At 44.2% G+C, this 18,257-nt stretch carries 16 protein-coding genes, 21 tRNA genes and 1 rRNA gene; 31 read left to right on the top strand and 7 right to left on the bottom strand.

Translation table 11 applies throughout. From position 1 onward, the window contains the following. Window positions 1-175: 175 nt before the first annotated feature. The 22 genes from rrf to FNK51_RS22350 all read left to right on the top strand — a co-directional run bounded on the left by rrf (window position 176) and on the right by FNK51_RS22350 (window position 2,271). Window positions 176-291 (top strand): 5S ribosomal RNA (gene rrf, locus FNK51_RS22455). A gap of 10 nt (window positions 292-301) precedes the next feature. Then, a tRNA-Val gene (locus tag FNK51_RS22450) sits at window positions 302-377 on the top strand. A gap of 10 nt (window positions 378-387) precedes the next feature. Next, window positions 388-463: transfer RNA gene (locus FNK51_RS22445), tRNA-Thr, on the top strand. A gap of 20 nt (window positions 464-483) precedes the next feature. Beyond that, window positions 484-559: transfer RNA gene (locus tag FNK51_RS22440), tRNA-Lys, on the top strand. Between the two features lie 8 nt (window positions 560-567). Then, window positions 568-649: transfer RNA gene (locus tag FNK51_RS22435), tRNA-Leu, on the top strand. 8 nt (window positions 650-657) lie between these two features. After that, window positions 658-732, top strand: a tRNA-Gly gene (locus FNK51_RS22430). A 12-nt stretch (window positions 733-744) separates the two neighbouring features. Next, window positions 745-833, top strand: a tRNA-Leu gene (locus tag FNK51_RS22425). A gap of 9 nt (window positions 834-842) precedes the next feature. Next, window positions 843-919 (top strand) — tRNA-Arg (locus tag FNK51_RS22420). Between the two features lie 11 nt (window positions 920-930). Then, window positions 931-1,007: transfer RNA gene (locus FNK51_RS22415), tRNA-Pro, on the top strand. Between the two features lie 17 nt (window positions 1,008-1,024). Further along, window positions 1,025-1,100: transfer RNA gene (locus FNK51_RS22410), tRNA-Ala, on the top strand. Between the two features lie 28 nt (window positions 1,101-1,128). Continuing rightward, window positions 1,129-1,205: transfer RNA gene (locus tag FNK51_RS22405), tRNA-Met, on the top strand. A gap of 10 nt (window positions 1,206-1,215) precedes the next feature. Further along, window positions 1,216-1,292 (top strand) — tRNA-Ile (locus FNK51_RS22400). A 21-nt stretch (window positions 1,293-1,313) separates the two neighbouring features. Continuing rightward, a tRNA-Ser gene (locus tag FNK51_RS22395) sits at window positions 1,314-1,406 on the top strand. Between the two features lie 105 nt (window positions 1,407-1,511). Further along, window positions 1,512-1,585 (top strand) — tRNA-Met (locus tag FNK51_RS22390). A 6-nt stretch (window positions 1,586-1,591) separates the two neighbouring features. Continuing rightward, window positions 1,592-1,667, top strand: a tRNA-Asp gene (locus FNK51_RS22385). 23 nt (window positions 1,668-1,690) lie between these two features. After that, window positions 1,691-1,766 (top strand) — tRNA-Phe (locus FNK51_RS22380). A gap of 17 nt (window positions 1,767-1,783) precedes the next feature. Further along, a tRNA-His gene (locus tag FNK51_RS22375) sits at window positions 1,784-1,859 on the top strand. A 4-nt stretch (window positions 1,860-1,863) separates the two neighbouring features. Then, window positions 1,864-1,937, top strand: a tRNA-Gly gene (locus FNK51_RS22370). A 5-nt stretch (window positions 1,938-1,942) separates the two neighbouring features. After that, window positions 1,943-2,019, top strand: a tRNA-Ile gene (locus FNK51_RS22365). A 10-nt stretch (window positions 2,020-2,029) separates the two neighbouring features. Further along, a tRNA-Asn gene (locus FNK51_RS22360) sits at window positions 2,030-2,104 on the top strand. A 1-nt stretch (window position 2,105) separates the two neighbouring features. Beyond that, window positions 2,106-2,196 (top strand) — tRNA-Ser (locus FNK51_RS22355). Window positions 2,197-2,199: 3 nt separating this feature from the next. Further along, a tRNA-Glu gene (locus FNK51_RS22350) sits at window positions 2,200-2,271 on the top strand. A gap of 41 nt (window positions 2,272-2,312) precedes the next feature. Here FNK51_RS22350 and FNK51_RS22345 read toward each other — a convergent pair. Beyond that, the gene (locus FNK51_RS22345) at window positions 2,313-3,062 is read right to left on the bottom strand and encodes a TraR/DksA C4-type zinc finger protein (protein WP_141994718.1); all 750 of its coding nucleotides are present in this window, start codon (window positions 3,060-3,062) and stop codon (window positions 2,313-2,315) included. Window positions 3,063-3,208: 146 nt separating this feature from the next. Then, window positions 3,209-4,129 carry a 1,4-dihydroxy-2-naphthoate polyprenyltransferase gene (locus FNK51_RS22340; RefSeq protein WP_141994717.1) on the bottom strand — a complete coding sequence of 307 codons (921 nt, stop codon included), beginning with the start codon at window positions 4,127-4,129 and terminating at the stop codon, window positions 3,209-3,211. A 299-nt stretch (window positions 4,130-4,428) separates the two neighbouring features. Between FNK51_RS22340 and FNK51_RS22335 the strand changes: the two genes are divergently transcribed. From FNK51_RS22335 to FNK51_RS26740, 7 genes are all read left to right on the top strand, one after another. Then, a complete protein-coding gene (locus FNK51_RS22335; RefSeq protein ID WP_141994716.1) occupies window positions 4,429-5,838 on the top strand; it encodes an isochorismate synthase in 1,410 nt (469 codons plus the stop codon). Further along, window positions 5,831-7,582, top strand: a complete 1,752-nt coding sequence (gene menD, locus FNK51_RS22330) for a 2-succinyl-5-enolpyruvyl-6-hydroxy-3-cyclohexene-1-carboxylic-acid synthase (RefSeq protein ID WP_141994715.1) — start codon at window positions 5,831-5,833, stop codon at window positions 7,580-7,582. The genes FNK51_RS22335 and menD overlap by 8 nt, the downstream gene beginning before the upstream one ends. Next, window positions 7,579-8,400, top strand: coding sequence for a 2-succinyl-6-hydroxy-2,4-cyclohexadiene-1-carboxylate synthase (gene menH / locus FNK51_RS22325; protein ID WP_141994714.1), 822 nt, complete (start codon window positions 7,579-7,581; stop codon window positions 8,398-8,400). Before menD ends, menH begins: the two co-directional genes overlap by 4 nt. 7 nt (window positions 8,401-8,407) lie before the next feature. Continuing rightward, window positions 8,408-9,220: a 1,4-dihydroxy-2-naphthoyl-CoA synthase gene (gene menB / locus FNK51_RS22320; protein ID WP_370662606.1), complete on the top strand. Its 813-nt coding sequence runs from the start codon at window positions 8,408-8,410 to the stop codon at window positions 9,218-9,220. Between the two features lie 86 nt (window positions 9,221-9,306). Next, complete coding sequence (locus tag FNK51_RS22315; RefSeq protein WP_141994713.1) at window positions 9,307-10,785, top strand: o-succinylbenzoate--CoA ligase; 1,479 nt, start codon at window positions 9,307-9,309, stop codon at window positions 10,783-10,785. Further along, window positions 10,782-11,885: an o-succinylbenzoate synthase gene (gene menC, locus FNK51_RS22310; RefSeq protein ID WP_141994712.1), complete on the top strand. Its 1,104-nt coding sequence runs from the start codon at window positions 10,782-10,784 to the stop codon at window positions 11,883-11,885. The genes FNK51_RS22315 and menC overlap by 4 nt, the downstream gene beginning before the upstream one ends. Window positions 11,886-12,268: 383 nt before the next feature. Beyond that, window positions 12,269-12,415: a hypothetical protein gene (locus FNK51_RS26740; protein WP_181762319.1), complete on the top strand. Its 147-nt coding sequence runs from the start codon at window positions 12,269-12,271 to the stop codon at window positions 12,413-12,415. A gap of 47 nt (window positions 12,416-12,462) precedes the next feature. Here the strand turns inward: FNK51_RS26740 and FNK51_RS22305 are convergent, their stop codons facing one another. Next, a complete protein-coding gene (locus FNK51_RS22305; protein ID WP_098369238.1) occupies window positions 12,463-13,158 on the bottom strand; it encodes a response regulator in 696 nt (231 codons plus the stop codon). Next, complete coding sequence (locus FNK51_RS22300; protein ID WP_181762318.1) at window positions 13,151-14,761, bottom strand: ATP-binding protein; 1,611 nt, start codon at window positions 14,759-14,761, stop codon at window positions 13,151-13,153. Before FNK51_RS22300 ends, FNK51_RS22305 begins: the two co-directional genes overlap by 8 nt. Before the next feature lie 140 nt (window positions 14,762-14,901). On the opposite strand from FNK51_RS22300, the gene FNK51_RS22295 reads away from it, so the two are divergent. Beyond that, window positions 14,902-15,966, top strand: a complete 1,065-nt coding sequence (locus FNK51_RS22295) for a DctP family TRAP transporter solute-binding subunit (RefSeq protein ID WP_141994711.1) — start codon at window positions 14,902-14,904, stop codon at window positions 15,964-15,966. A gap of 64 nt (window positions 15,967-16,030) precedes the next feature. On the opposite strand, the gene FNK51_RS22290 is transcribed toward FNK51_RS22295, so the two are convergent. Beyond that, a complete protein-coding gene (locus FNK51_RS22290; RefSeq protein WP_141994710.1) occupies window positions 16,031-16,975 on the bottom strand; it encodes a metal ABC transporter solute-binding protein, Zn/Mn family in 945 nt (314 codons plus the stop codon). A gap of 121 nt (window positions 16,976-17,096) precedes the next feature. Further along, the gene (yidD, locus tag FNK51_RS22285; RefSeq protein WP_377400061.1) at window positions 17,097-17,318 is read right to left on the bottom strand and encodes a membrane protein insertion efficiency factor YidD; all 222 of its coding nucleotides are present in this window, start codon (window positions 17,316-17,318) and stop codon (window positions 17,097-17,099) included. Between the two features lie 209 nt (window positions 17,319-17,527). Here yidD and FNK51_RS22280 point away from each other — a divergent pair, with 209 nt between their 5' ends. Beyond that, entirely contained in the window at window positions 17,528-18,001 is a 474-nt protein-coding gene (locus FNK51_RS22280) for an S-ribosylhomocysteine lyase (protein WP_141994709.1), read from the top strand. Between the two features lie 38 nt (window positions 18,002-18,039). Here the strand turns inward: FNK51_RS22280 and ytzI are convergent, their stop codons facing one another. Continuing rightward, a complete protein-coding gene (gene ytzI, locus FNK51_RS22275) occupies window positions 18,040-18,195 on the bottom strand; it encodes a YtzI protein (protein WP_098369241.1) in 156 nt (51 codons plus the stop codon). Between the last annotated feature and the right edge of the window lie 62 nt (window positions 18,196-18,257).

The following is an 18,257-nucleotide window of genomic DNA, read 5'->3' as shown; positions in this document are numbered from 1 at the left end:
GGAAGCGTGGCGACATGTGGAGCTGACTGATACTAATAGATCGAGGACTTAACCAACGCTTTTTAAAAAATGAAATACCTTCTTATTATCTAGTTTTGAAGGAATGAAAATTTCTTCTTGCATTTTCTCAAAAAGACGTTATAATAATATATGTCTTGAAAAAATGTTAACATTGTTTGGTGACGATAGCGAAGAGGTCACACCCGTTCCCATTCCGAACACGGCAGTTAAGCTCTTCAGCGCCGATGGTAGTTGGGGGTTTCCCCCTGTGAGAGTAGGACGTCGCCAAGCAGTTTCATATGGAGGATTAGCTCAGCTGGGAGAGCATCTGCCTTACAAGCAGAGGGTCGGCGGTTCGATCCCGTCATCCTCCACCATTTTACACCTGCCGGTGTAGCTCAACTGGTAGAGCAACTGACTTGTAATCAGTAGGTTGGGGGTTCAAGTCCTCTTGCCGGCACCATTTTAAGATAGTACAAGCACGAGCCATTAGCTCAGTTGGTAGAGCATCTGACTTTTAATCAGAGGGTCGAAGGTTCGAATCCTTCATGGCTCACCATTTTATATGCGGGTGTGGCGGAATTGGCAGACGCACCAGACTTAGGATCTGGCGCCGCAAGGCGTGGGGGTTCAAGTCCCTTCACCCGCATCTTTCATGCGGAAGTAGTTCAGTGGTAGAATACAACCTTGCCAAGGTTGGGGTCGCGGGTTCGAATCCCGTCTTCCGCTCCACTTTTCGTATGTGCCGGGGTGGCGGAACTGGCAGACGCACAGGACTTAAAATCCTGCGGTAGGTGACTACCGTACCGGTTCGATTCCGGTCCTCGGCACCATCATAATATGCGCCCGTAGCTCAATTGGATAGAGCATCTGACTACGAATCAGAAGGTTGTAGGTTCGACTCCCGCCGGGCGCACCATGTTTTTATTGCGGGAAGTAGCTCAGCTTGGTAGAGCACTTGGTTTGGGACCAAGGGGTCGCAGGTTCGAATCCTGTCTTCCCGACCACGTGATTTTTAATGAATGGGGCCTTAGCTCAGCTGGGAGAGCGCCTGCCTTGCACGCAGGAGGTCAGCGGTTCGATCCCGCTAGGCTCCACCATTTTTCAATCAGATACTTATATTATATTGGCGGTGTAGCTCAGCTGGCTAGAGCGTACGGTTCATACCCGTGAGGTCGGGGGTTCGATCCCCTCCGCCGCTACCAATAAATATAAGGACCTTTAGCTCAGCTGGTTAGAGCAGACGGCTCATAACCGTCCGGTCGTAGGTTCGAGTCCTACAAGGTCCACCATATTCACTTTTCAAAAGCCATGGAGGTATACCCAAGTTCGGCTGAAGGGATCGGTCTTGAAAACCGACAGGGGAGTCAAATCCCGCGGGGGTTCGAATCCCTCTACCTCCTCCATTTTTTTCAAAAAAGCAGCAAGTTGTTTTGAAACACCCTTACATAATGGATGTGGACAAAACGATATACACGAAAACTTGATGCAAATCGTTTCATTATTACCGTCGCGGGGTGGAGCAGTCCGGTAGCTCGTCGGGCTCATAACCCGAAGGTCGCAGGTTCAAATCCTGTCCCCGCAATTATTAGGTCCCGTGGTGTAGCGGTTAACATGCCTGCCTGTCACGCAGGAGATCGCGGGTTCGATTCCCGTCGGGACCGCCATTCTTTAAATTTGATACATATGTGGCTCAGTAGCTCAGTCGGTAGAGCAAAGGACTGAAAATCCTTGTGTCGGCGGTTCGATTCCGTCCTGAGCCACCATATTTCAAAAAATTACGGCGATTGTGGCGAAGTGGTTAACGCACCTGATTGTGGTTCAGGCATTCGTGGGTTCGATTCCCATCAGTCGCCCCATTTCGCGGGTGTAGTTTAGTGGTAAAACCTCAGCCTTCCAAGCTGATGATGAGGGTTCGATTCCCTTCACCCGCTCCAAATATGGGCCTATAGCTCAGCTGGTTAGAGCGCACGCCTGATAAGCGTGAGGTCGATGGTTCGAGTCCATTTAGGCCCACCATATTCATTGTTCCGCAGTAGCTCAGTGGTAGAGCATTCGGCTGTTAACCGAACGGTCGTAGGTTCGAGTCCTACCTGCGGAGCCATGGGGAAGTACTCAAGAGGCTGAAGAGGCGCCCCTGCTAAGGGTGTAGGTCGCGCGAGCGGCGCGAGGGTTCAAATCCCTCCTTCTCCGCCAGTTGGCCCGTTGGTCAAGCGGTTAAGACACCGCCCTTTCACGGCGGTAACACGGGTTCGAATCCCGTACGGGTCATAACAAAAAAGGAAGCATACATTCATGTATGCTTCTTTTTTTCATTTCTTTTCATTGATATAACTATCTTTTTGTTTATAGGGAATGTCTCCAAGATTGGATTCTATATTTTCTTCTTCAAGTGTATCTTCATATTCCTTTTGCTTTTTGTTCGTTATATTCACTCTATTTTTTCCTTCGATATCATTTGCGGCAAATCCTTCATAGTCTTCAGGAAACCCGTTCGTTTCATCCTCGGTTTTATAAAGGTCATTATAATTATCATGATCTCCTGTGTAATCGGATGGTGTTTCGGATGTACCGAATTTGGCAACTTCACCAAAGCTATCTTCTTTATCCACCATTTTGATTCCATGACGATTTTCAAAATGATCACCCTTGGATGGAATCAGTATTTCCTCTTCCACAGGCCGGTCTTGTGAAAGTGGCCGTTCTGGGGCGTGCTCGACACAGTAGAGGGTGCTTGGGATCGCTTCAAGCCTCTCGATGGGGATTTCCTTATTGCAGGTTTTACAATGGCCATACGAACCTTCCTCCATGGCTTTCAAAGCTTCATCGATTTTCTCCATTTCGGATTGTGCATGCTCATCGAGTGCTTGATTCCGTTCCATCTCGAATAGTTCGGTTCCTAGGTCAGCAGGATGATTATCATAGGCTGATAATTCCCCTACGGATTCGGTCTGGCTTTTCTCCAGAACGGATTGTTCATCATTTTGAATTCTATTACTTAGCTCATTTTTTTCTTGAAGCAGTTCTTTTTGAAATTTTTGCGTTTGTTGTTTCGTTGCCATATCGGATTCACTCCTTCTAAAGTCTAAATCTCATTTTATAATGGTAGGATGGTTGTATTATCTATTACCCGAATCGGGGTATAGGAAAACAATATGGAACGGATGATAGAAAAAAAGGACTGAGCGATGAGCTCAGTCCTCGGAGATTATATAAGATAGCTGATGAATAATCCAATGGCCATGAGTAAGCCAAAGAAGGTGTTCGTTTGTGCCGTGGCTTTCATTGCTGGCACCATCGTGATCGGCTGCGTTTTACCTACGAAGCCTTTGATTGCGGCCAGGGCTTTCGGGATGCTTATGAAGGCAAGGAGGATCCACGCCGTTACGCTTCCGGTAAGGACTAGCCCAACTAGCCATAGATAAGAGAAGGCGAACATGATTGCCATGAATGTCAAGGCGTTTTTCCGACCCATGACTACCGGCATCGTTTTGCGGCCATGTGCCTTATCTCCGTCATGGTCACGTAGGTTATTGGATAAGTTGATCAATCCGACCAATATTCCACTTGGAATGGCAATTAAGATAGCTGTTGAAGAAACATCACCGGTTTGAATGAAAAAGGCGATCAGGATTATCAAAAAGCCCATGAACAATCCAGAAAAAAGTTCCCCGAATGGTGTATATGAAATGGGCAGGGGGCCGCCTGTATAAAGATAGCCGACAAGCATGCAAACCAGTCCTACTGCAGCAAGCCACCAAGATGATGCGGCACAGATATAGATTCCAATTATCAAGGCGATGGCATACATGCCAAGGGCCAAGTTCATGATTAGTTTGGGGGTCATCCCATGACGGACGATCCCGCCGCCAATGCCTACGGATTCCTCCGTATCCAAGCCTCTCTTGAAATCATAGTATTCATTAAATAAATTGGTTGCAGCTTGAATCAGGATACTTGCAATCATCATGGCAGCGAATAATAACCAATTCACTCCATCTTCCAAAAGTGCAATAACAGTTCCAAGTAAGACTGGGACAAAAGCTGCGGTTAGTGTATGTGGACGAATTAACTCCCACCAAATCTTCCAGGTCCGTTTAAGGGGAAGTCCGTCGTATTCTGTTTGCATTATTTCTCTCCTCAAAATCATTATTGGTTCTCTCGAAATTATAACAAATATTGAAATGTTGCACAAAAGGTAATCCTAATAAATACAGGAAAAGTGGGCAAGGGTGATATTTGGAATTCATGGATGGGGCATTTCCAGAATCAAGGATATTTCTCTACATTCGCTAAGATTCATATAATAAGGAAAAAAGCAGGAAAGAATCGTTTGGTAAAGGGGCGTTTTATTGACATGAGGTTCAAGGGAGGTGTATCTTTAAATAGGTTAAAAAGCTTTTAAAATGTACATTTGGGGGGATTTTTTTGGCTATCTCAGAGGAAACTGAACAGTTTCAGGGACTGGCTTCAGCTATACAAAAGGCGAAGGACTTGAATGATCAAGTTCTATTCAGTCATATTAAGAAAGTTAATTGCAACAACCCCCTTTCATTTTATCAAGCTGGAAGAGAACGGTACGCGGGTGAGCGCTTTTTCTGGGAGGACCCTGCAAAGGAAATAACCATCACCGGTTTAGGCAATGTTAAGAAACTCAAAGCGGCATCGAATGCCGAACGTTATAGAGAAGTCGAAAAGAGCTGGATCAAACTGCAGAATACTGCTGTCAAAACAGGAGTGACCGATGTAGAAGCGACAGGTCCTATACTGTTTGGGGGCTTTTCTTTTGATTATGAAACTAACAGTACGCTCCTGTGGAATCAGTTCGGGGACAACCTGTTTTATATACCTGCCTTCATGCTGTCAATAGTGGGGAATCAAGCTTACTTAACGACAAACTTACTTTGTTCGCCTGATGATTCAGAAAAACTCTTCATAGATATGATAAATGAACGGGAAGCTTTCCTTTTCGAAAGCTTGGATGGCAATGGATCGGGTGCAAATTCCCTTGTTATGCAGAGGGAAGTCGAACCTGAGAAATGGAAGCGGACGGTCGAAGAGGCTGTTCAGGAAATCAAGACGACAGATCTCGACAAGATCGTTTTGGCAAGGGAGCTTAGACTTGGTTTTGAACGTTCCATCGATTCAGGGAAAGTGCTTGAACAATTGATTGCTGAGCAGCCATTAAGCTATATTTTCAGTTTGGAGGCTGGCGGTGACTGTTTTGTAGGTGCCACCCCTGAACGTTTAATTAAGAAACAGGGAAATGAAGTTTTTTCAACATGTCTTGCCGGATCGATGGGGCGAGGGAAAGATGAGCAGGAAGATGTTTGTCTTGGTGAAGAATTGCTGCATGACCAAAAGAATTTACAAGAACATCAATATGTCGTGTCGATGATATCCAATGCTTTTAATTCTGTATGCGAAAAAGTGATGGTTCCTGCCGAACCGACACTTATGAAAAACCGTCATATCCAGCATTTGTACACACCGGTCCGCGGTATATCCAAGGAAGGTGTCACGATTTTTGAATTCGTCGAGAACCTCCATCCTACACCTGCTATGGGCGGACTTCCAAAAGAAAAGGCCGTTGTCCGGATTCGGGAAATGGAAGATCTTGAACGCGGCTTTTATGCGGGTCCTTTAGGTTGGGTGGATACGTATGGAAACGGGGAATTCGCTGTAGGGATACGTTCTGCCCTAATACAGAACAATGAGGCATCCCTCTTTGCCGGATGCGGGGTAGTTGAAGATTCGACTCCCGAAAGTGAATTCCGCGAAACAGGGATTAAATTCAATCCGATGTTAAGTGCTTTAGGAGGAAATCTTAATGAATGACCGAGATGCATTGACAGCGTATGCTGCTTCATTCGTCGATGAGCTGGCACAAAATGAGGTGAAGCATGTGGTGGTGAGCCCAGGTTCACGATCCACGCCCATAGCTTTGTTGCTAGTGGAACATCCTGATATCGAAATTCATATTAATGTGGATGAGCGTTCGGCTGCTTTTTTTGCCCTTGGTTTGGCTAAGGCCTTAAAAGAACCTGTTGGACTTCTTTGTACGTCCGGTACAGCCGCAGCAAACTATTACCCGGCCGTCATTGAGGCTTTCTATTCAAGAGTGCCGCTTATTGTACTTACCGCTGACCGACCGCATGAATTGCGTGATGTCGGAGCCCCGCAGGCGATCGATCAGATACATCTTTACGGGAGACATGTAAAATGGTTTGTCGAAATGGCACTTCCTGAAAGCACGGATGGGATGATGCGGTATGCCAGAACGGTCGGTGCAAGAGCAGTGGCTACAGCGGCAGCTGGACCTGCAGGGCCTGTACATTTGAATTTCCCGCTTCGTGAACCATTGATTCCGGATCTTGAGAAAGCAAAGGAGTACAGACAAAATAAAATGACGCCTGCAGTGTTGATTGACAGTGGAGAACGGTCACTGTCCGCATCACAAATAGAAGCTGTGGCAACTACATTGTCACAAGCTAAGCAAGGTATGATCGTATGTGGCGAATTACCGCATCCAGAGATGAAGGAGGCCATCGTCGCATTAGCGGAAAAACTTGCTTTTCCTATACTGGCTGATCCCCTTTCACAGTTAAGGAGCGGAAGTCACGACAAAGCTGTCATAATTGATGCGTACGATACGTTTCTACGCGATGAAACGGCTACAGCGGCTTTCAGGCCGGAAGTGATCTTGCGTTTCGGGGCAATGCCTGTTTCTAAACCCTTATTGTTATTCATGAAAAAACAAAAACAGGCAAACACTTTGGTCGTCGATGGCGGAGCAGGCTGGCGTGAACCAGCCGGATTGGCAACGAATATGATTTACAGCGAAGAGAAAGATTTTTGTTTAAAAATTGCTGATAAAATTATTGCTTCCCCTGATGATGAATGGCTTCGCTTATGGCAGACCGTCAACGGAGCGACGAAGGATGCCCTGGCCTCCGTCAGGGATGAATCGGAGTTAAGTGAAGGCAAGCTGTTCGCCCTGCTTGCTGATATGATGCCATTGGAATCGACGCTGTTTGTCGGGAATAGCATGCCCATACGTGATTTGGATACTTTCTTTTTGAATAATGGAAAAGGAATCAAAACTATGGCAAATCGCGGTGCGAATGGAATCGATGGTGTCGTTTCAACTGCTCTTGGCGTAAGCACGGTATCGGAAAATACAGTGCTGGCAATCGGGGATTTAAGCTTTTTCCATGATATGAATGGCTTGCTTGCGGCAAAACTTCAAAAACAAAATATCACGATATTGCTGATTAATAATGATGGCGGCGGCATATTCTCCTTCTTGCCGCAGGCGAATGAGAGGGAACATTTCGAAACGCTATTCGGCACGCCTCATGGGCTTGATTTTTCCCATACTTCCCAGCTTTATGGCGGTAAATACAACAAGGTGCAAAGTTGGGATGAGTTTGAGAAGGTATTTACGGAGTCATTCGAAATGAAAGGTCTTAAAATCATCGAAGTACCGACAGAAAGAGAGTCCAATTTACAAAAGCATCGAAATTTGTGGAGCTTTGTTTCCCAGGAAATAAAAATGGTGTTAGACAGGGAAATATCATGAATATTGTCAGCAAGGATGTCAATTATGCTGTTGAAATAACGGGAAATGGAGATCCTCTTGTACTTTTACATGGATTTACGGGAAATCGGGATACATGGAAATTCCTCATTCCGCTACTGAGTGACAGGTATACCATGATAATGGTCGACATCATCGGTCATGGCATGTCTGCGTCACCAGCCGATCATCGAAGGTATGAGATGGAGCGTGTGGCTGAGGATATCAAGTATATTTTGGATGTGTTACATTTCCCGAAAGCCCATATCCTTGGATACTCGATGGGCGGAAGGCTCGGATTGGGATTTGCCTGTTTGTATCCTGAGTATGTTGATACACTGATATTGGAGAGCGCTTCACCAGGCCTATTAACAGAAGGGGAACGGGAAATCCGAAGGGAAAATGATAGGAAGCTTGCCGAACGGATTCTTGTAAATGGCATGGAAGCGTTTGTGGATCGATGGGAAAACATCCCGCTGTTTGAAAGTCAAAAACGGTTGTCGGCCAAAACCAGGTCGGTCATTCGGGAGCAGCGGTTGGCAAATGACCCTGCCGGCCTTTCCAATAGCCTTCTTGGTATGGGGACAGGCAGTCAGGCTTCATACTGGGAACAACTGCAAACTCTTGATTTCCCTGTGCTCCTTGTAACCGGTGAACTCGACCGTAAGTTTTGTGACATTGCGGACTCAATGAAGAGAAAGCTGAAGCGGGCCGAATGGAAAATAATAAATGATGCGGGACATGCGATTCATGTGGAAGTTGGAGAAAAGTTTGGTAAAATAATAAGTGAGTTTTTAAAGCGAAATAAAAGGAGGAATTAAGGTGACGATACAATGGGAAACAATACGTGAGTATGATGAAATTTTGTATGAAAAATATAACGGGATAGCAAAAGTGTCCATCAACCGACCACATGTACATAATGCATTCACTCCAAAAACGACTGCTGAAATGATTGATGCATTCGCAAGGGCGCGTGATGATTCAAGCATTGGTGTCATTATTTTAACGGGTGTAGGCGGCAAAGCATTCTGTTCAGGCGGAGATCAAAAAGTACGCGGAAATGGCGGATATGTAGGTGAAGATAACATTCCGCGTCTAAATGTTCTTGATTTGCAACGTTTGATTCGCGTAATTCCAAAACCGGTCGTAGCCATGGTTGCAGGATATGCAATTGGTGGCGGTAATGTCTTGAACGTGGTATGTGACTTGACGATTGCTGCTGACAATGCAATTTTCGGACAAACTGGACCGAATGTGGGAAGCTTTGATGCTGGTTATGGTTCTGGCTACCTTGCACGTATCGTGGGTCATAAAAAGGCGCGCGAAATCTGGTACCTATGCCGTCAATACAATGCACAGGAAGCATTGGATATGGGATTGGTCAACACGGTTGTACCTTTGGACGAATTGGAAACGGAAACGGTTAAATGGTGTGAAGAAATGCTTGAGAAGAGCCCGACTGCACTTCGTTTCTTGAAAGCGGCAATGAACGCTGATACGGATGGCCTTGCAGGTCTTCAACAATTGGCTGGTGACGCTACACTTTTATACTATACAACAGAAGAAGCAAAAGAAGGCCGCGATGCATTCAAAGAAAAACGCACTCCGGACTTTGGGCAATTCCCTCGTTTCCCTTAATGAAACGCGTGAATCGATGAGACTGACAGCTTGGCGGAAAATCGCCGGGCTGTTTTCTATATCAAAATGGAAGAGGGTAAGCAGCAATGGCAGAAGAAAAGTTGCCGAACTGGCTGAAAAATCGGGCGCATCTTTCACCGGATCGCCCGGCAATTGAGTTTGAAGGTCATACGTATAGCTTTCTTGAACTGCATACATTATCGGAGAAAATGGCTGGTAAGCTGGCAAGCATTGGTTTGGGCGCTGGCGATTCATGTGCGGTTTTGCTCCGTAACCATATTGATGGTGTTGTCGTTATCCATGCATTACTTTATCTCGGTGTGAAGATTGTGATGCTGAATAATAAGCTAACGGCAAAAGAGCTGTCCTGGCAGATCGGGGATAGTGAAACTGCCTTTTTGGTTTCAGAAGGCTCCTTCTCCGGCAAACTCTCTGATATTGGTGAGATTCTCCCCGAATTGAACCTTCATTTAATGGAAGAATTGCCGGATGGCACTGCTGAGATACTTCAAGAGTTTTACCTTGAGGATACCGCGACGATCATGTATACATCAGGTACGACAGGAAATCCCAAAGGGGTGATCCAAACATTCGGCAACCATTGGTGGAGTGCCGTCGGGTCTGTTCTGAACCTTGGATTGCATGAGGAGGATTCGTGGTATTGTGCGGTTCCCATCTTTCATATTAGCGGTTTATCCATCCTGATGAAAAATGTGATTTATGGCATGAAAGTCGTTTTGGCAGAACGTTTCGATGAACGGGAGGCAAACCGGAGCATCCAGGAAAATGGCGTGACGATCATTTCGGTCGTGACGGCGATGCTGAATAGGATGGTGCAGGATATGAAGGGAACAAGCTATCCGGAAACCTTTCGCTGTTTCCTGTTGGGCGGCGGCCCTGCACCCGTCCATTTACTTGAGGTATGTAAGGAGAAAGGGATTCCCGTCTATCAATCATATGGGATGACCGAAACGTCTTCACAGATTGTGACACTGGCACCGGAGTATAGCATGACAAAAATCGGCTCGGCGGGAAAACCTTTGTTTCCTTCGCAGTTACGGATAGAGAAAGACGGAACTATGTGTGAACCGGGTGCAGTGGGCGAAATCGTGGTTTCAGGTCCGAATGTGACGAAAGGCTATTTTAATCGTTTGGACGCTACACAGCAGGCCATCACCGATGGATGGCTTTATACTGGGGACCTTGGTTATCTCGATGAGGAAGGCTTTTTATATGTGCTTGACCGACGCTCGGATTTAATCATTTCCGGCGGTGAAAATGTCTACCCGGCCGAGATTGAAAATGTCCTTAGTAAGCACCCTGATGTTTTCGAAGCGGGAGTGACGGGGACTGACGATGAAAAATGGGGACAGGTCCCACTTGCCTTTGTCGTCTTGCATCAAGGTACAGAGCTTGATGAGAGCGAACTGCTGGAATATTGCAGGGGATATTTGGCATCTTATAAAATTCCCCGGAACGTGATTTTTTGTAAGGAGCTTCCCCGGAATGGCGCTAGCAAGCTTTTGAGACGGGAACTGAAGAAGGAAATGGGGGAATGGCAATGAAGTTATCCTCCATTTCCCTTAAGCTCATTAAGGCGCCTTTAAAGCGGTCATTCAAGACGCATCTCGAAACGGTAAGCGATCGGGAAGTGATAATTGTCGAAGCCATGGATGAAGACGGATTGATTGGATACGGGGAAGCTGTCCCTTTTACAAGTCCTTGGTATACCGAGGAAACGATCAAGACATGCTTTCATATGTTGGATGACTTCTTAATCCCGCTAACATTGGCCGGTCAGATCATGCATCCTGATGAGCTCCCGAACCTATGGAGCGGAATCAGACGGAATGCGATGGCGAAGTCAGCTTTAGAGCAGGCAATCCTCGATTTATATGCGAAGCAGAAGGGAGTCTATCTCGGACGGCTGTTTGGCGGCGAACGAAGTGAAGTGGCCGCTGGTGTAGTCGTTGCATCCAATGATATAGAAGACGCGATTCTTCAAATCGAGGATTTTTCCGGATCTGGTTATCAGCGTTATAAAATAAAAATCAATCCAGAAAATGATCTTGAGTTTTTAGGGGAAATACGTCGGGCCTATCCTGATATCCCGTTAATGGCGGATGCCAATTCAGCGTACAGTCTTGATGACATCCCACATCTTCAGAAGCTTGATGTGTTTAAGCTGATGATGATTGAGCAGCCGCTTGGACATGACGACATCGTGGAACATTCATTTTTGCAGAAACAGCTGCAGACACCCATTTGCCTTGATGAAAGCATAAATTCATTTCATGATGCCAAAAGTGCGCTGTCGCTCCAGAGCTGTGGGGTGATCAATATTAAGATGGCTAAAGTCGGCGGCTGGATGGAAGCTGTAAGAATCCATGATCTATGCCTGGGTAATGGTGTACCCGTTTGGTGCGGCGGTATGATTGAATTTGGCATATCACGTGCACATAATATCGCACTTGCCACATTAAAAGGGTTCACGATTCCCGGTGATATATCATCTTCATCTCGTTATTGGGAAGAGGATATAATCGATCCCGAAGTCATTGTTGAAAATGGCATGATCCAAGTTCCCGATAAAGCTGGAATCGGTTTTGCCATCAATGAAAAGCGGTTAAAGGAATTGACTACATATAGTAAACTGTACAAGTGAAAACATCAAAAGAGGTGCATTACCGCCTCTTTTGATCAAATATTGATAATCCTCCTTTTTACCTCCCACGGTCTATGTAACTCACCCATTTAGTATTTTTTGGACAGGAATCCCACTCTTTTGGTAAATGATTTTAATAGATAAATAACAAATATCAGTTTGAGGTTTCGATTGGCATTCTGGCTAGCCTTGGCTCTGCTGGATGCTTGTGGCGAGGCAGGCAGTCGGTCGCAACCCTAAAGATTTTAGAAAATTCATTTAAATGGCCGGATAAACCATATTTTTTTTCGGAAAATGGGGTTTTGTCTATTTTTTCTTTATTGGATTATTTTGTATAATGGAATTAAATGAATGGCAACCAAGGGAAAGGGAGGGGAGAGTGTATGAAAAAACCGTACCTAATTGCGGAAATTCTACTGAGAAGAGGCATGCCTGACTATGTCATAAAAGAAGTGACGGCTTTGCAGGAGTGCGAGCTGTTTCATTTGAAGAGAAAGTGGGGCCTCTATGACCGGAAGACAGGTGCGTAAAGAATGAAAGTAAAAAGGGAACCGTTCCGAGCCGGTCCCCATGCGTTTTAAGGTTTTTTAAGCCGGTACCTATTGACAGGGCGGCCTATGCTGCCATACTGTACGTCAAGCTGAAGGACTTCTTCGCCATGCAGGTATTCAAGATAGCGCCTTGCTGTAACTCTGGCGATACCAATCCCATCAGCCACTTCTTCTGCAGAAAGTGACCCAGGCTGGGTCTTTATGAATTTCGTCACCTGCTCAAGAGTCGCGCCATTCAATCCTTTGGGAACATCATATTTCGGACTCGCTTCAGAATGTGTTTTATTTTGAAAGAGAATTCGGTCGAGCTGGGTTTGAGAAATTTGATGGTCAGGTTCAACCTCCATCCGAAAAGCGAAGTATTGTTCCAGCGTATGTTTTAGCCTATCGAATTTAAATGGCTTGATTAAATAGTCAAAAGCCCCGTTCTGCATCATTTTTCGGATCGTTTTCTGATCATTTGCCGCTGAAATGATGATGACATCCACATCAATTTGCTCTTTTCTGATTTGATAAAGTGTATCAACCCCGTTTAAAGAAGGCATGAAGATGTCCAAAATGACAAGGTCAGGATTAGACTGCCTGATTTTTACCAGACCTTCAAGCCCATTTGAAGCTGTATCAACGACTTTAAAGGCAGGCAGGCGCTCGATGAACTGTTTGTTGACCTCTTGGACCATTGGGTCGTCTTCAATTAAAAGTACACGAATTTCGTTAGTCATTTTGGTTCTCCTCTATATCGTGCATCGGAAAAGAAAGAAAAAAGCTTGTTCCTTCGTTAGGGCGTGTCGTGAATTTCATTTCGCCGTTCGCTTTTTTTACAATTTGGTCTATTAGATAAAGACCAATTCCTGATCCTTCCGCACCTTTTGTTGTAAAACCATACTCGAATATATCTTTATGAATGTCCTCGGGAATGCCGGGTCCATTATCCTCAAGCACGATTTGACAATGACGTTCATCCTGGTAGATGGATAAATAAACTTGTTTTGTGTCCTCAGAACAATGCTTTAACGCTGCGAATGAGTTTTCGATCAGGTTTCCGATTATCAAAACAAAATCGTGATGATCCAAATCAGCGGGGAAGCGGTCCAATTTCGTGTGCTTGTCCATGATGAGCTCAATTCCGAGTTCCCGTCCCAATGAGATCTTGCTTAATATCAGCCCCACTAAATTATCATCGTGAATGTGCTTCGTTAAAAACCTGGTCAATTCCTCTTGTTCTTCCGTGATTTGAAAAATGTAATGCAGCGCTTCGTCAAGATTACCTAGCTGGATCAATCCGGCTATCGTATGAAGTTTGTTCATATGTTCATGGTTTTGAACACGCAGGGCTTCAACGAATGCTTTGACACTAGTCAACTCTTCAGCTAGCTTCGTCACATCGGTGCGATCCTGGAAAATGGCCACAGCACCGATCGTTTTATCCGCAATCTTTATCGGTACCCGGTTGCTTACAATATTCCTGTTTTGAACGGAGATTTCCTGATTGAAGATGGGAGATGTCCGGTCGAGCACTTCCGGGAGACGGGTATCGTGTATAATATCATTGATATTCTTGCCTATGACTTCACCATTGATATTGAATATTTGCTTAGCCTTTTCATTGAAAATCGTGATTGTTTCATTATTATCTATGGCGATGACCCCTTCATGCATCGCATTGAATGCGGCTGTCCTTTCAACCAACATCCGTGAAATTTCATGTGGTTCAAGTTGGAAGGTCTCTTTTTTTATCCTTTTTGCCATGAGCCATGAGCCGCATACCCCGAATAGAAGTGTAAGGACCAGGATGATCGCGATTTCGCCTTTCAGATCCTTGATTAACTCCGGTATCGTAGGCAAGATATTCCCTACAAGAACGACGCCGATTTGCTCTCTATCTTTATCAAGGATCGGGACAAAGGCGCGGACGGAAATGCCAAGTTCGCCAGCCGCCTTTGAAAGATACTCGTGCTCAGCGAACGCAGCGCTTTCATCACTGCTTTCCGAAGGGGTCCCCAATTGGCTGAACACCGGATGGGAATAACGTATATGCTGATTGTTAAGCACAACTATATAATCTGCTTGATGGATTTTCCTTAAGTTTTCAATAATCGGATTGAGCTGCGTCCATCCTTCGGGCTCACGGACCAATTTTTGTACTTCAGGGAGTTCGGCAATGGTATGGGCAGTGATCATGGATCGTTTGCCGATTTCATCTTCCCTGACCGAAACGATGTTTCCGAATATAAAAATCCCGCCTATTAGTATCGAAAAAGCGACGATTACGAATGATAGCAGGGTGATTTTAATTTGAATGGGCATATGAAAGGATTTATCCATTGTTTTTCCTCCATTACTTCTATACTTTATAGTAACAGAATTTCTATCACTTTTCGCTATTTTTCGCGCATTGTATTACGACAGTAAAAAGCTGTGATAGAATAGTGATAATGTGAAGTGAGCGGTGAGGAGTTGTCGGTATGCGTGCATTATGGGGGTACTTATTATTAATTGGCCTGGGGCTGTTGATAGCAGTGTATATATCGTTTCAATCGTTCTTTACAAGCTTCGGTTTCAATTTGCCGAAGGATGAGGAGCAGATCGGGATGAAGGATCAAATCGTGATTAAGTTCAGTCATGTCGTTGCCGAAAATACACCTAAAGGGCTAGCTGCGAACCGGTTTGCCCAACTTGTCGATGAATATACAGATCATCGGGTCAAAATTGAAGTTTATCCTAATCAGTCATTATATAGTGATCATGAAGAAATCGAAGCATTACAAGAAAACAAGGTGCAGATGATTGCTCCAACTACATCTAAAATTACGAGCATATCAAAGAAATGGATGTTATTGGACCTTCCTTACGTCTTTCCAACGGACGCTGCGTTGCAGGAAGCATTGAATGGGGAAGTGGGGGAAGAGCTGCTTAAGCAGCTGAACACCATCGATATCGTAGGACTCGCATTTTGGTCGAATAACTATAAACAGATTACAAGCAGTAAACCGATACGGCATCCAAGTGATTTTGCAGGAAAGAATTTTAGAATCATGCCAAGTGCAGTCCTGGAAAGCCAATTCAATCATTTTGGGGCGACAACTTCTGAGCTGGAGTTTAATGAAACGTTTAAAAGCCTTGAAATCAATGAAACGGACAGCCAGGAAAACACGATTTCGAATATCTATTCCAAGAAATTATATGAGGTGCAAAAATATTTAACGATCAGTGATCATGGCTATTTAGGGTATGTCGTCATGATAAACAAGCCGTTTTGGAACAAACTCCCGTTGGACATTCAACAGCAAATCCAACGGGCGATGGATGATACAACGAAATGGCTATGGATCAAATCAAATGAATTGAATCAGGAACAGCTTAAGGAAATCCAGCAAAAATCGAATATCGACATCTATAAACTGTCAGATGAAGAAAAGAAAGAATGGATGGATGAGATGACCGTCATCTATCCGGAATTCGAATCAACGATTGGAACCGAATTGATGACGAAGATGGAAAAGATCCGTGAAAAGCATTTAAAGGAATAACGAAAACACTCATTAAATAGCGGGGACAAAAAAAGAGCGGACCCAATGGGCCCGCTTTTTTTTCCTATTGCAATGCAGTTTGAAGTGTCTTAACATTCTTTTCCATTAAACTGAAGTAATCTTCACCAGCTTCGATATCTTTATCCGTCAACACGGAAAGGTTATGGAGCTCAAGTGATTTCGCTCCCATTTCCTTTTGGATGATCTCGGTTAGTTTAGAACTGATATTTTGCTCAAAGATGACGTAGTTCAAGTCTTCTTCTTTAGCCATGGTTACGATTTTCCCCAGTTCCTTTTGAGAAGGTTCGTTTGAAGATGTTAGTCCTGTGACGCCAATTTGTTCCAATCCGTAGCGTTCCTCCCAATAACCATATGCAGAATGGGAAACGATGATCTTATTGGTACGGCCCGACTCGATCGTCGTCGCGAATTTTTCATCAAGTGCCTCAAGCTTTTCGGAAAGCTCGTTGAAATGATTGTTGAAATATTCTTCCTGCTCCGGCATTTTTTTCGTTAATTCGTCCTTGATGGTTTTAGCCATGTCAATGGAATAGATGGGATCTAACCACAAATGCGGATTAACGCCCCCATGGTCATGACCGTCATCTTCATGAGCATGTTCCTCTTCATGTGCATGCTCATCAAGATGAACCGTTTCGCCCACCGCAATCGTACTGACGCCTTCTTTGCTTAGAATTGGTTCAGCCTTGGTTACAAAGCCTTCTAGATTATAGCCAATATAGAAAAATAGGTCTGACTCAGCCATTTTTACAATATCTTTTTGAGAGGGTTCGAATGAGTGTTCATCCGTTCCGGGAGGATAAACCGTCTCGACATTTACGTACTCCCCGCCAATGGCCTCCGTGAAGTACTGTAAAGGGTAAACCGTCGTATATATATTTAAGGCATCCTTGGTTTCTTCTTTACTCGATTCTCCCTTTGAGTTGCCGCAGGCTGACAGAAATACCGCAGTAACAAGGAAAAGTGAGAGCAATGCTCGGATTTTCATATGAAATGCTCCTTTATAATTCGTATTGATTACGATTTGAATGTTATGTGGTAAAAACGAAATGATTACGATTTGACTTCTGTATGATACAAAAGATTGCAAAAGAAAGCAAGGTTTTTTTCTATTGGTCCTCACTTTTTTCTTTTTTTTCAGGAACAAGGTCAATGCCCCCTGGATGAAACGGATGACATTTAAGAATCCGGATGAGTGCTAACCAGCTTCCTTTTATCGGTCCGAACCGATTGATCGCTTCCAAACCATAATGGGAACAAGTTGGGTAAAAACGGCAGGTAGGCGGTTTTAATGGAGAAATAGCAACTTGGTAAAAACGGATGATTCCCATTAATATTTTTTTCAACACAATGCTTTCATCTCTTTTCGAGTAAATTCGCTACCCTTCATTATAGCATATTTTCTAAATTTCCAATAAGGGTAAAAAAGGAATAAGTATATAGGTATTCCGATTGATATAATAAGAATTAATTTTAAAGGATGAAATATATTGTTATTCAAGGTAAAATAGAGATGACATACAATTAAGGAGTGAATTAAATGCCTTCAGTTGAAAGCTTTGAATTAGATCATAATGCTGTTAAAGCCCCATATGTTAGACATTGCGGTGTCCATAAGGTAGGAACAGACGGTGTTGTTAATAAATTTGATATCCGTTTTTGCCAGCCGAATAAACAAGCGATGAAGCCGGATACGATCCATACCCTGGAACACTTGCTTGCATTCAATATCCGTAAGCATTCCGAGCGCTACGATCATTTTGATATAATCGATATTTCGCCAATGGGATGTCAAACAGGATATTACCTTGTTGTCAGCGGTGAGCCGACAGTGACGGAAATCATCGATGTTCTTGAAGATACATTCAAGGATGCTGTTACAATTACCGAAATTCCAGCTGCAAACGAAAAACAATGCGGCCAAGCAAAATTGCATGATCTTGAAGGGGCTAAGAAATTAATGAATTTCTGGCTTGCACAAGATAAAGCAGATCTTCATAAAGTTTTCGATTAATAAAAAAGTTCCTGTCATATTTGTGACAGGAACTTTTTTCATTTTTCGGGTTCTTCTTTTTTTCCCTCATCCTCAGGCAAAGAATCGATGGGATCGACTGTATGCTTGTAGCTGTAACCCTTTCCGATTGTTAGGACCGATAAGGCCAATACAATCAGAATCACAATAATGGATATGACTAAAACCGTAATCATACATCACAGCTCCTATCGTTCACAATTTAGATTCATTTTAGCATAAGAACCGAGTCAGAAAA

The sequence above is a fragment of the Bacillus sp. B4EP4a genome, assembly GCF_006680105.1.
Classification (GTDB): Bacteria; Bacillota; Bacilli; order Bacillales; family DSM-1321; genus Peribacillus; species Peribacillus simplex_E.
This window is presented reverse-complemented; position numbering and strand designations above follow the sequence as displayed.